At 69.7% G+C, this 13201-nt stretch carries 11 protein-coding genes; all 11 read right to left on the reverse strand.

Annotated elements, in window-relative coordinates; all coding sequences use genetic code 11:
- From IT184_09575 to IT184_09625, 11 genes are read right to left on the reverse strand one after another with little or no spacing between them, the layout of a single operon-like run.
- Complete coding sequence (locus IT184_09575) at window positions 1–1035, reverse strand: glycosyltransferase family 2 protein (protein ID MCC7009053.1); 1035 nt, start codon at window positions 1033–1035, stop codon at window positions 1–3.
- Window positions 1032–1952, reverse strand: coding sequence for a class I SAM-dependent methyltransferase (locus tag IT184_09580; protein MCC7009054.1), 921 nt, complete (start codon window positions 1950–1952; stop codon window positions 1032–1034). The genes IT184_09575 and IT184_09580 overlap by 4 nt, the downstream gene beginning before the upstream one ends.
- Complete coding sequence (locus IT184_09585) at window positions 1949–2695, reverse strand: class I SAM-dependent methyltransferase (protein MCC7009055.1); 747 nt, start codon at window positions 2693–2695, stop codon at window positions 1949–1951. The genes IT184_09580 and IT184_09585 overlap by 4 nt, the downstream gene beginning before the upstream one ends.
- A 5-nt stretch (window positions 2696–2700) precedes the next feature.
- Window positions 2701–3900 (reverse strand): glycosyltransferase family 4 protein, encoded by a 1200-nt coding sequence (locus IT184_09590; GenBank protein MCC7009056.1) that lies wholly within the window; start codon window positions 3898–3900, stop codon window positions 2701–2703.
- An 8-nt stretch (window positions 3901–3908) separates the two neighbouring features.
- A complete protein-coding gene (locus IT184_09595) occupies window positions 3909–5354 on the reverse strand; it encodes a hypothetical protein (GenBank protein MCC7009057.1) in 1446 nt (481 codons plus the stop codon).
- 49 nt (window positions 5355–5403) lie between these two features.
- Entirely contained in the window at window positions 5404–6249 is an 846-nt protein-coding gene (locus tag IT184_09600; GenBank protein MCC7009058.1) for a class I SAM-dependent methyltransferase, read from the reverse strand.
- A complete protein-coding gene (locus IT184_09605; GenBank protein ID MCC7009059.1) occupies window positions 6242–8605 on the reverse strand; it encodes a polysaccharide biosynthesis tyrosine autokinase in 2364 nt (787 codons plus the stop codon). Before IT184_09605 ends, IT184_09600 begins: the two co-directional genes overlap by 8 nt.
- Window positions 8605–9513: a polysaccharide biosynthesis/export family protein gene (locus IT184_09610; GenBank protein MCC7009060.1), complete on the reverse strand. Its 909-nt coding sequence runs from the start codon at window positions 9511–9513 to the stop codon at window positions 8605–8607. The genes IT184_09605 and IT184_09610 overlap by 1 nt, the downstream gene beginning before the upstream one ends.
- 1 nt (window position 9514) lies before the next feature.
- Entirely contained in the window at window positions 9515–10735 is a 1221-nt protein-coding gene (locus tag IT184_09615) for an outer membrane beta-barrel protein (protein MCC7009061.1), read from the reverse strand.
- Window position 10736: 1 nt separating this feature from the next.
- A complete protein-coding gene (locus IT184_09620) occupies window positions 10737–12119 on the reverse strand; it encodes a UDP-glucose/GDP-mannose dehydrogenase family protein (GenBank protein ID MCC7009062.1) in 1383 nt (460 codons plus the stop codon).
- Window positions 12109–13131: an NAD-dependent epimerase/dehydratase family protein gene (locus tag IT184_09625; GenBank protein ID MCC7009063.1), complete on the reverse strand. Its 1023-nt coding sequence runs from the start codon at window positions 13129–13131 to the stop codon at window positions 12109–12111. The genes IT184_09620 and IT184_09625 overlap by 11 nt, the downstream gene beginning before the upstream one ends.
- Window positions 13132–13201 lie beyond the last annotated feature (70 nt).

The raw sequence follows: 13201 nt of genomic DNA on the forward strand, positions 1-13201 counted from the left end.
TCAGACTCGGGCCTGTCGTCGCGCCAGGATGGCGGCCCCGCCGCGCACGCGGCCGGCGATTCGGCGCAGCCCGTCGGCCGCGCGGCCGGGCCGCATCGCGTCGCGCGCGAGCAACAGCGTGTCGAGCGTCCACGCGTACGCGAAGGCGAGGCGGTCGCGCCAGGCCAGGTTGCGGTACGTCCGACGCCAGATCAGATGGCGGTTCTCGATCTCCATCCGGCCCAGCCGAAACGCGTCGGGACGCCCCGCCGGCTCGTGCAGGTGGTCGCACGCGGCGGCCCCGACGAGCGCCACGGCGCCGCGCGCACGCAGCCGGAGCGAGAACTCCAGGTCTTCTCCCTGACCGTAGCCGGCGAGCACTTCTTCGAATCGCACGACCCGTGCGGCCGCTGTCTTCAGCATCATGGCGCAGCCCGGCAGCCAGTCCCCTTCCACGACCGCCGTCGTCGGCGCATGGAATCGCCAGGGAATCGATAGCCCGGTGCGCGTGTAGGTGCCGGGTTGAAGGTTCGGGACGATGCCGAGGGCCCGGCGAAGCCGCCACAGCGCCGTCGGCTGCATCCAGGATTCGGCGAAGCAACCGGCGCCGGCGAGCGCCGGCCGTTCGCGGTGTGCACGCTCGAGCTCGGCGAGGCACTCCGCCCCAAGCACGACGTCATCGTCGAAGAACGCGACGAGGTCTCGCGTGACGCGATCGAGACCGAAGTTGCGCTGCCGCGTCAGACCGCGGAGCGGCGGCTCGACCCGCCAGTACCGCACCACGGTGGGTGCCGGCCACGCGCGGACGATCGTCTCGGTCGCCTCGTCCGGGCTGGCATCGACGATGAGCGTCTCGTCCGGCAGACGAGCCTGGCGTCCAAGGCTCTGCAGAAAGCGCTGAACGCTCGCCGCGCGCCGATACGTGCAGAGCACGACCGAGACGCCCGGCGCGTCTCGCTCGGCGCTCGCGAGCTCACCCGCCCCGCGTGTCCAGTCCGCCACCACACCCGGAACGGCCGCGGTGGAGTGCGGCACGAAGGCGGCCACCGCGGTCATGCGTGCAGGCTCTCCGGTACCTCGACGTGCGCCGGCCCTTCGATCGCCGCGTCCATCTCCCTCGGCTCTGCGACCGCGTACAACATCGGCCCTGCCCCGGTGATCCGGCTGTAGAGGTTGCCGGTCTCCTGATGCGCGCGCCAGATCGCACCCTTGAGGTCCCCCGACATCAGCCTGGCGGTCCAGGTGCGCCACGGATAGAAGTCCTCCTGGAACGATCCGACCGTCGTGACCTCGAATCCGGCCGCGTGCAGCAGCCGCGTGAGCGACGCCGCCGTGAACAGGAAGATGTGGGCGTGTGGCGCGAGCTCAGGGGTCCAGCGGTGGCCGAGCCACCGGAAGATGCCGGACTCCATGTTCGGCGTGATGACCACGAGGCGACCAGACGTGCGCACGTACGGCCGGATGTCGGCCACGACGGCCCGTGGATCTGGCAGGTGCTCGATGACGTTGTCCATCACGCACAGATCCGCGACGCCCCTGGCGAGGTCCGTCTGGCCGATCGGACGGTCGTAGAACCGCACACGTGGGTACCGGCGCCGCGCCCTGGCGACGCGCGTCCTCGACACGTCGATGCCGACCACGTCGTCCCAGCCCGAACTGGTCAGCTCGTGACAGAGCACGCCGTCGCCACAGCCGAAGTCGATGGCGAGGCTGCCGACGCGTTCGAGATCGGGAACCTGCCGTGTGACGCGCCAGAAGCGGGAACGCCGTTCATGACCGTTGGCGGGACCGGAGTCCGGCCGCACCGCGTAGTACGCGGTGTAGAAGTCGCTGCCCTGTTCTTCGCCGGCAATCGGCGGCGGATCGATGCGAAACACGCCGCACGCCTCGCACCGGAGCAGCGAGAACCGCGGCGTGCGGATCCGCGTGCTGCCGAGCCGGCCGCCGCACCAGCACCGATCGCCGGCGCTCACGCGCAGTCCTCCGCGCGCGCCACCAGCACCCAGAGCAGGCTCCGGCGTGGCCGCGTGTTGACCGCCGCGTCGAGCACGCCGAGGCCGCGCGCCATCGCGCTCGCCGCCTGTCCGGCCGGCGATACCCATGCCGCCCGCGTCCAGTCCAACTGCTTCGCCAACGTGCCGACGCGACCGACGTGCGGCTCGATGACGTCGGGCACGAGCGACCCGGCCCGGCACAGCGCGACGAGATCCTCGCGCCGGAACACCTGATGCCAGCGCGGGCGCGCCAGGCCGCTCACGAACGGCGCCTCCGCGGCGCAGCGCGGCACGAGCGCCACCAGCCGTCCACCCGGTGCGAGCCACCGGCGCATGTTCACGAACAGCGGCTCGGTGCCCGCGAGCGTCGCTCCGTAATGGGCGGAGCAGATGGACAGCACCACGTCGAATCGATCCTTCGGCGCGAACTCGTCGAACGCGCACGCCTCGAACGAGACGTTCGGCCGGCCGCGCATCGCGAGCCGCTCGCGGGCCCGTGCGAGGGCGCTCTCGTCACGATCGATGCCGACGACCGTCCATGCCGGCCGGCGCGTCGCGATCTCCTCCGCCCAAACGCCGTCGCCGCAGCCCGCGTCGAGCAGACGCAAGCGACCTGGGCCGAGCGCGGCCAGGTGCGGCCACACGGCACGCCACTTCTGATAGAAGTGCAGGTCGGCGAACCGACGGCCGCGGACGTACCACTCACGCACCGGCAGCGCCATGGTCTTCACCCGCGCGGCGACGCCCCGCCCGCCGCGGTGCGCACGACGGTCCGCCGGCCGACCGACGCAGCGGCGTGCCGATCGATGCACGCCCGGTAGAAGTCGATATTTCGATCGAGCAGCCGATCCACGGTGAATTGCCCCTCGATCGTGGCCCGGCCGCGGTCGCCGTACGCCCGTGCGTCGGCCTCGCAGGTCAGCAGCCGAGTGATCGCCTCGGCGATCTCCGAGGGCCGGCCGGGGTTGACGGTCAACCCATCCACGCCGTGCGTGATCAACTCAGGGCCGCTCCCGAGCGCGCTGCCGATCGTGGGACATCCGGTGGCCATGGCTTCGAGCGGCGCAATCGCAAACGCTTCGGCGAACGACGGAAAGACGGCCGCCCGTGCGCGTCCGAGCGCGGCGGCGACTTCTTCTCTCGTGACGTGTCCGTGGAACGTGACGCTCGCCGCCGCCGCGCCGAGGCGCGCTTCGAGCACCCGCCGCATCGATTCGCCGGCCGTCGTCTCGCCATCTTTTCCGAAGACGTGGAGCCGAGCCTCGGGCACGCCCGCGAGGACGGCAGGCCACGCGGTCATCAAGGGCTCCACGCCCTTCTTCGGCGTCAACGTTCCCGAGAAGACCACCGTGTGCGGATCGCGCTCGCTCCACGCCGCAGCACCGGCCGGCGCGACCGGATTCGGCAGGATGGCATCGGCCGGACGCCCGAGATCGAACAGCGCGCGCGTGCGCTCCGCGGTGTAGCGGCTGACGGAACAGACGCCGTCGGTGCGCCGCAGCGAACGCCCTTCGAAATGCCAGGCCGACCGCCGCGGCGTCCGGCCCATCTCGACCGCGAAGTACGACGAGGATCCGTTCAGCCTCGCGACGACCGGCACCGGCAGCGCGGGCCAATACGCGGCCCAGCCCTGGTAGTCCGGCACCTCGACGAGATCCACGACGCCGTCGCGCGCGAGCGCCGCGACGTGCCGATAGAGCGCCCACCTCGCCCGCGGTCCCGACAGCGCGCCGTTCGGCTCCGCGAGCCGCGAGACCAGCACGCCGTGATCGTCTTCATCGACCCGCTCGGATCGTCCGGCGTAGATGCCGACGACGCGCACGTGATGGCCGGCGGCCGCGAGCGCGCGACCGAGCGTCTGTACCATCGAGCCAATGCCGCCGTGCCGGCCGGGCGGGTACTCCCCGCAGACGAAGCAGATGCGCATCGACTCGATCAGGACGCCGCGGCGGCCGCCATCGCCGGGACGTTCGACGCCCGCGCGGCCGTCGTACCTGCTCCCGCAATCTCGATCAGCGTGTCGACCACACGGCGGCTCGACTGGCCCGGCGGCACGCTCAATTGCAGGTCCAGCAGGCGCTTCCGGTTCTCCGCATGTAGCCCGGGATTCGCCAGGTACGTGTTCACGTGCGCGGTCAGCTCGTCCTTGGAGCGCGCGAACAGCGCAGCTTGGAGCTCGATGACGGGCCGGTAGTGCTCGAACTGGTAGTAGTAGTCCCAGAGCCGGTACGGGAACGGCGGAGGGCTCGCGACGTCGAACGCGATGTTGACCACCGGTCGATGGTGAATCGCGAAGTCGAGCGTCATCGTCGACGCGACGCTCACGTTGAGATCCGAATGATGCGCGAGGTTGGCGAGCAGCACCGGATCCTGCGGCTGCGGCAGCACGTGGCTCCAGTCGCCCTCGGTGACCGGCGTCCAGGCCGGCTGCGCGTAGAGGACCTCGGGATAGCGTTCCCGAACGCGTGCGAATCGCCGGCCGTCGACGGTCGGCGTCGGACGGAGCGCGACCTGGGGCCGGCCGTGGATGCGGCCGTCCCGGATCGACTGCAGCAGGATCTCGAGATGGTCGGCGTCTTCCGGCGTGCAGGAGGGATCGCCGGCCGAGAAGCAGATCAGCGGCCGCGCCGGATCGGCGCCGATGCGCGCGAAGAACTCGGCCTTCGAGAGCAGCGGGGCATGCGCGTGCGGGTCGAACTGCGGCGAGCCCACGATGTGGATCCGTTCCGCCGGCACCTCGGGGTAGAACGTGCGCAGCTCACGCTTCATGAGCTCGCTCCACACGAAGTAGTGATCGAACGGCGCGGCGATGCGGCCCTTGCTCGTCAGATTGTCCCAACTGAAGATGCACGTGGCGGTCGGGATGCCGAGCGACTGCGCCGCGAGCACCGCGGGCAGCACGCCGGTCGGCCGCTGGTTGGAGGAGAGCAGCACGTCTGGCCGCGTGCGCTGCAGCACCTCGCGATAGCGCGCGGTCTCCGGCAGACGGGCCGCGACGGCCGCGAACTTCCGATCGAGCCAGCGCACGGCGCCCACGCCCGCCACCAGGCGGCCCAGCACGCGGGAGGCTTCGGCCGCGACCCGCCTGGCACCGCGGCCGCCGACCGGAATCGCCCGGACGCACCGCATTCCCCAGGTCTGGATCGAGAACATGTGAGCGTAGCTCACCGTGTTGCGCAACAAGTAGAGCGCGGCCGTGTCGCGATACGCCTCGTAGGGCAGCCACTCGGTCTCGTCCCCGGCGTCGTACAGATGCCGGAACGCATCCGGCACCCGATCGAAGACCACGAGCGACAGCCGATCACCGCTCTCCTGCCGGAACGGGCCCAGCAGGAAGTTGCGGATGCCGACGCCATCCGGCAGCAGGAGAGCAACACGCACACGTGGAACGACAGCCGTCGTGACAGGACGATGCATAAGCGTGGGTGGTCTACTTGATCGCCGCGATGCGACCGAGCGCTTTGCGAAGCGGCGTGCGAGTCAGGATGCGCTGGCGCAGCGCCCCGGGCGCATGGCCCACCAGCCGTTCGACGGCGCACACGGGCCGGGCGCTCATGAGGGCCGTATGGCCGGGCCGCTGCACCGGCACCATGACGCGCCGGAACCCGACCTGTCGCAAGAGTCGCGACAGCTCGACGCTCGTGTATTCCTTCAGGTGGAACCCCGTGGCCTGCGCGTCGAAGTACTTCGACACATCGTGCGGTCCCGACAGGCGGTTCGGCGTGAACAGCACGTAGATGCCGCCGGGCCGGAGCGCCCGGTAGATTTCCCTGAGCTGCTCCAGCGCATCGTCGGGATGGAGGTGCTCCATCAATTGGTCGCTGAACGCCAGGTGCACGGAGCCCGGCGGCACGGGGATGTCGCACCCTTTCGAGATGATCAGTTGGCAGTTGTCCGGGAAGACCGCGGTGCTCGTGATCTCGGCCGAGACGTCGACGGCGAACACCTGACGGACGTGCGCCGCCATGGCGATCGACAACTGGCAATCGCCCGCCCCGATTTCGAGGAACGTCCCGTCGGGCCGGGCCAGCGGCCGCAGGAAGCCGAGCTGGCTCGCGACGACCCGCCGGCGCGCGTCCGCATCGAGCGTCAAGAGCGGGTGTTCCGGCACCTGGCGGAACAGCTCGTCGTAGAGCTCGCGGTACAGGTTCAGGCGTTCGGCGCGGGTCGACACGCGCAACCGCTCCGCCAGGCTGCGCTCCACGTCGTAGTGATGGCGCACCTCGTCATAGCGGCCGGCGGGCACCGGCCGGCGCGTGCGATGAGCGTTAGCCACGCTGCACCTTCTCGACCGGCGGCACGTCGACGTCGACCGCGGACTCGTCGTGATCGAAGACGTCGACCTCGTCGGCCTGCGCCGCCGGCATGTAGTACTTCTCGTACGCTCGCTTGTAGTACGGCGAGTAGTAGTACGCGTCGCGCCGGAGATGGACCCGGTTCAGCACCGCCCCGAGAAACGTCGCGTCCGCCGTCTCGAGCTGCTCGAGCGCGTTGAGCGCCGCCGCGCGCGTGGTCGTCTGCGCCCCGACCACGAAGAGGACGGCCGCCGCGCGGTTGGCGACGATGCTCGCATCCGTAACGGCGGCGACGGGCGGCGAATCGAGGATCACCCAGTCGAACCGCTTCAGCAGCGACCCGAGCATGCGCTCGAACCGCGGCGAGCTGAGCAGCTCGGCAGGATTGCCGACCGAGGCGCCGGACGGCATGACGTGCAGCCCTTGCACGGGGCTCTTGCGCAGCACCTCCCACCCCTTGGCCTTGCCGATGAGCAGGTCCGAGAGACCCGGCTCCTTCTCCATCCCGAACATCTCGTGGACCTGCGGCCGCCGCATGTCCACGTCGACGAACGCGACCGTCCGGCCGGTCATCGCCAGCCCGATCGCGAGGTTCGCGGCGACGAGCGTCTTGCCTTCCCCCGGCCCGGTGCTCGTCACGACGATCGACCGCGCCCGGTTCTCCGCCGTGAAGACGACGTTGGTGCGGACGCTTCGAAACGCCTCGGAGAAGAGCGGCGTGTAGGTCTCGCGATCGTGCAGGAGCGGCCGCGTGCCGTCCTTCTCGGTCACCGCCGGGATCATCCCGAGGAACGGCAGCGAGAGGTACGCCTTGATCTCGTCCGGTGTCTTGATGCGATCGTCGACGTACTCGAAGACGAAGGCGAACGCGACGCCGAGGAGCAGGCCGAAGAAGACGGAATACAGCAGGGTCCGGTTGCGCTTGGGCCAGACCGGCGACTGCGGCACCTGCGCCGGATCGATGACGCGCACGTCGCTGGCCTTCAGCTCGCCCGAGATCCCCTTCTCACGCGTCCGCGCGAGCAGGCTGTCGAAGATCTGCCGGTTGGTCGTCACCTCGCGCTCGAGCGCGCTGTAGGTGATGCCGGTCCGGTTCATGTCCATCACTTCGGTCTTCTGTGCCTCGAGCGCCTGCGTGAGGCTGTGCTCCAGCGTGCGGGCGGCGTCGACCTCGACGCCCATCGCTTCGACCTGCTTGGCCAGCTCCTGGCGGAACTTCGCCTCGGCCGCCGCGATCGACGTCCGCAGCTCGACGATGACCGGATTCCGATCGCCGAGCTCCTGCGATCGCTTGCTCAGGTCGCCCTGCAGCCGCGAGATGTCGGCCTTCAGTTGCTGGAGGTACGAGTTCGAGAGGATGGCCGGCAGCGTGTCGAGCGACGCCTCCTGCTTCTGGATCGCGAGCACCTGGTTGTAGACCGCCTCGCGGGCGATGCGATCGCCCTTGGCCTTCGTGACCATCGCGTTCAGATCCGACAGCTTCTGCGCCACGATGTTCTGCCGGTCCTCGAGCGAGACGGCGTCGTTGTTCTCGCGGTACTTCTGCAGCGCCTGCTCGCTCGTGTTGATGCGCTCGCGCTGCGCCGACAACTGCTCGGTCAGCCAGTCGGTCGTCTCCTTCGACGCGCTGATCCGGATCTCGAGGTTCTGATCGATGTAGGCCTTCGCGAGGGCGTTCGCGGCGCCGGCCGCGAACTTCGGATCTCCGGCGCGCACTTTGACGTCGACCAGGCGGCTCGTCTTCACCGGCGAAATCGTCAGGCGCGCGAGCAGCGCATCGATCGCCCGCGTCTGGGCCGGCGTCTCCTGGGTGCCCGCCGACGGCGGCGGCGCGGCAGCCGCGGGCGCGGCCTCGTTCTTCTCTCCACGCAGCCGCTGCACCAGGCGCGTGGCGGCGCGAAACACGCCGGAGAAGATGCTGGTCTGTTCGAGCGTCCCCTGAGCCAGCTCCGGATGGGTCCACGCGTTCATCGCCGCCAGCGTCCGCGATGCCAGCGAGCGGCTCTGCAGAATCGTGTACTGGGTGTTGTAGAAGTCCGTCGTTTCCCGATCCTGCGTGACCCCGGACTGCAGCGAGAAATTCTCCGTGTCGTGTTCGATCAGGAGCTGAACGGTGGCTTCGTAGATGGGCGTCGCGGTCTGGAGGTGCACGACGGCCAGCGTCACGATCACGGCCAGCGTCGCGACCGCCGCCCAGCGGCGCTTGACGAGGATCCGCACGTAGTCGAGCAGGTGCCGATCGAGCGTCGGCGGCCCGGATCGCCCCTCGGCCGACGTTGCGGCCCCGCGCGACTCGGCGAGCGATATCGGCGCCGACGAACGGGAGACGACGCGCATCAGAAGAACTTCTCCGGCACCATGATCGTGTCGTTGGCCTGTACGGTGTCGTTCAGCGTGACCTTGAGCTCGAGCTGTTTGCCGTTCATCGTCCGGACGATCTTGACGCGGCTGGTCGCGCCGCGATCGGTCGCGCCGCCGGCCATCGAGAGGTACTGCAGGACGGTCACGGTTCGGGAATAGCGATAGGGACCGGGGTTCTTCACCTGGCCGAGGATGAAGACCTGCTCGGCGCGGGTGACGAAGATCGTGTCGCCGGCCTGGATTTGCACGTTCTCGGCCAGATTACCCGTCGAGAGCGCGTCGAGGCTCACGCGCCGCACGTCGGCGGCCCCCGCTTGATCGGGACGCACCGGACCACCGGCGGCACCCGCACGCGGTCTCACGATGAGCACTTCGTCGCCCGCATCGGGCTTCGTCGATCCGGCACGCGCCAGCGCCTGGATCAGGGTCTCCTGGCCGCTGAGGTAGAAGCTGCCCGGCTGGTTCACCTCGCCGAGCACGAAGAACTGCTGGCTGCGATACGTCTCGACCGCGATGCTGACCTGCGGATTCCGCAGGTAGTCCGGCGAGAGCAGGCCGGTGAGCGTCATCTCGAGATCCCGCACGCTCAAGCCGCCGGCCTTGACGCGTCCGACCAAGGGAAACGCGAACACGCCGTCGGCTCCGACCGTGTAGCGGCCGGTGAGATCGGGCTGACCGAAGACGGTGATGAGCAGCACGTCGTTCGGCCCAACCTGGTACGCCCGCTCGCTCGCCGACGCCGCCGGCACCTGGGATGGTGCCGGCGCCGATCCTGGTGCGGGCGCCTGCGCGATCGCCGCATCGACGGAGACGGCCGTTGCCGCGATCAGCCACGCCGCACACCACATCCGCCGCAGCGAGAGACGTCGAGAGTGAAACGGCATCTCAGAATTCATAGCTTACCGAGTTCCCGATCTGCCAGGAGGTGTAACTGTGCCCCGGCTCGGCGGATTCGCGGCGAACGCCGCGCGCGTCGACGCCGATCCGCATGCCGCGCGCGAGGTGATAGCCCACGCCGACGCCGCCGCCGGAGAAGCGTTCCGGCCGCGTGCTCGCCACCGGTGTCGTTGCGAGCGTCCGGTACGTCATGCGCTGACGGCTGAGCGACGCCACGACGTCCCAACGACTGCCAATCCGCTCGGTGACGCCGACCGTCACGCCGGATTGCACGAAATACGGACGCGCGAGGTCGTACGAGTACGTCAGATCCCGAGCGAACGCCACGCTGAGCCTGGTCCGCGTCCGAATCACGCTGGCCAACCCGAGGTTGGCCACGAGGCCGCGAAACGCGGGCACGCCGGCTTGCGAGGGCGTCAACGATCGGAAGCCCACGTAGGCGGCGCCGGAGATGAGCGCGGTCCGCGCGAACTCCACGCCGGGCGCGAGCCGAAAGCCGTGCGCGTTCCGCTGCGGCGTGCGCGCGAACTCGTCGCGCAGCCATTCGCCGAGAACGACCACGGTCGTCAGCGGCGTCCGCGCGTAGCGGAGGCTGAGCGATACCGCATCGCCGCGCCGATTCAGCGCCGACGCCAGGCTCGTCCCCTCCACGCGCGCGGCCTCGTCGAACCCGACCGCGGCGCTCAGCAGATCCACTCGGAGCGTCGTCTTCGAGGCGACGCGGAGATCGGCGCCGACGACGACGTCTCGCTGCGATCGATGCACGCGCTCGTTGATCTCGAGACCGGGCCGCTCGCGTGCCTCGGTCGCCACGGCGCTTGCCCTGAGCAACACCCGATTGAACGGCCACTGGAATGCCACCGTCTGGCTGAAATTGCGCGTTCGCTGGTTGGCGTACCGGTGGTAGTAGCCGAAGCTCGGAACGGACGTCGCGGTGAGCTGCCCGCGCGAGAGCCGCATGCGAAGGTCGATGGCTGGCGTCAGCACGAAGGACGTGTCCTGCTTGGGATCGACCGGCTCGTTGAACACGTTGCTGTCGAGACCGAGGTTCGACAGCGTGATCCGCGGAATCACCTGCACGGCCCCGAGCCGTAGCGCTCTCGGCGCGCCGTCGTCCTGCCCTGCCGCCGGTGCCGCCGCGCCGGTGAGCAGGGCGATCAGCACGCCGCCCGCCATGACCGCACGCCCGGCCCGCGGCGGGCGCGACATCCTAGGCGTGCGCCGCGGCGGCGGCGACGACCGGCGGCCGGCCATAGTCGAGCCCGATGCCTTCGTAGCGGGCGAACTCATGACGCTGGAAGACGCGGCGCCCGTCGACGACGACCGGCTGCGGCTCGCGCGCATTGACGAGGCCGGGCAGGCTCGCCAGCTCCGGCCAGGACGTCATGACGACCGCCGCGGCGGCTGTCGCCACGGCCTGCTCGACGCTCGCGGCCAGCTCGATGCGTTCGCCGAAGATGGCGTGGGCCGTCTCGACCGCCGCCGGATCGTAGCCGGTCACGCGCGCGCCTCTATCGAGGAGCGCCGCGATCAGCGGAATCGCGGGCGACTCCCGCATGTCGTCGGTGCCGGGCTTGAACGCGAGCCCCAGCACGGCGATCTCGACGCCCGCGAGCGTCTCGAAGTGCTTGTCCAAGAGCGCGAGCACCCGCAGCGGCTGCTGCCGATTGACGGCGAGCACCGACTCGAGCAGCGACATCGACACGCCGGCGTCGTGCCCGTGAGCCACCAGAGCCTTGACGTCCTTGGGAAAGCAACTGCCTCCGAAGCCGCAGCCCGCCGCCAGGTACCGCAGCACCTCGGGGCCGGCGGGTGCCCCGAGCGGGGTCAACCGGCGATCGAGGTGCACGCCGCGCATCACGTCAACGGCATCGACGTTGCCGATCGCGCCGCACAGGTTCCCGATCTCGTTGCTGAACGAGATGAGCGTTGCGAGCAGGGCGTTCGCGGCGTACTTGATCATCTCGGCCGTTCGCGTGCTCGTGCGCAGCACCGGACAGGGATCGAACGGTGCGTACAACGCTGCGACCGCGGATCCGGTGCGCTCGTCGGCCGCGCCGATGACGAGCCGATCCGGATGGAGGAAGTCGCCGAGCGCCTCGCCCTGACGCAGGAACTCCGGGTTCATCGCCACGCCGAAGTCGACGCCGGCCCGTTTCCGGGACGCCCGCTCCAGGACCGGCATCACGACGTCGTCCGTCGTGCCAGGCACGACGGTGCTCTTGACGACCACGACGTGAAAGGACGGCTTGCTGGCGAGCGCGGCGCCGATCTCCTTGGCCGCCGCGGCCACTTGACGCAGGTCGATGTGCTCGCCGTCGAACGGTGTGCCGACGGCGATGAACGTGATGTCGGTCTCGGCGACGGCACGCGCGAGATCAGTGGTCGCCCTGAGGCGGTCGCCCGCGGCGGCGAGCAAGGCTTCGAGCCCCGGCTCGTAGAAGGGCGCGCGTCCCTCCCGGATGGCATCGACTTTCCGAAGGTCACGGTCGACGCAGGTCACGACGTGCCCTCGCGAGGCGAAGCACGCCCCGGTGACGAGGCCCACGTACCCCGTACCGACGATGGAGACCCGCGCGGCGCTACTTCGCATGAGCGGCATACCAGAGCAGCGACCGGCGAACGCCCTCGGCCAGCGTCACGCGCGGTTCGTAGCCGAGCTCGGCCCGCGCTTTGGCGATCGATGGACAGCGACGGGTCGGGTTGTCCACGAGATACTGCGGATCGCCGCTCACCTCGAACGCGAGGCGTCCCGCATAGCCAAACAGCTCCCGTGCCTGAGCGATGACGAGCTCGGCCAGCTCGCGCATCGTGATTTCAGGCTGCTCGGTGCCGATGTTGTACGCCTCGCCTGCACGGCCGCGCACGAGCACCTTGTAGTAGCCGATGACGGCGTCCGCGACGTAGCAGAACGTCCGCGTCGCCGTGCCGTCCGAGTAGAGCACCACGTCGCGTCCCTGCAACACGCACGACGCGAGATCGGGCAATACCCGCCGGTCGGCGATGTCCAGGCCGGGACCGTAGTTGTTGAACGGGCGCGCGGTCGTGATCGGCAGACCGTGCTGGCGGGCGAAGTTCCAGCACAGCGTCTCGCCGAAGCGCTTGGACTCGTCGTAGCACGCCCGCGGACCGGTGCAGGACACCAAGCCTCGGAAGGTCTCGTCGGTCGGAATCCGATCCGCCGGCGGATCGCCGTAGATCTCGCTGCTGGAGTAGAAGAGAAAGCCGCGGACGCGCCGGTCGGCCGGACGCGCCGCGGCATGGTCGAGCAACCGGCGCAGCCCGTGGATGTTCGCGTCCATCGTCTCGATCGGGTGCTGTCGGTAGAAGGTCGGCGATGCGATGGATGCCGCGTGCACGATGAAGTCGGCGGCGGCGGCGCCCGCCGGCAGCTCGCGCGTGATGTCGTGCTGGACGACCTCGAGCGACGGATCCTGCGCCGCAGCCTGCAGCCAGGCGGGGACGCCTCGGATGTAGTTGTCGTACACGGTCACGCGGATGCGACGTCCCGTCGTCACGTCGCGATTGCGATGGAGCACCGCCTGGACGAGATAGTGTCCGAGAAACCCGGCGCCGCCAGTGATCAGGAGGTGACTCCCGCTCATGGCGTCGAGCTCCTGCGACGCGCCGTCGCAGATGTAGGCAAGGTCGGTCTCGACGACGTCGAGCGTGGCG

Source organism: Acidobacteriota bacterium, assembly GCA_020853395.1.
Taxonomy (GTDB): Bacteria; Acidobacteriota; Vicinamibacteria; order Vicinamibacterales; family SCN-69-37; genus JADYYY01.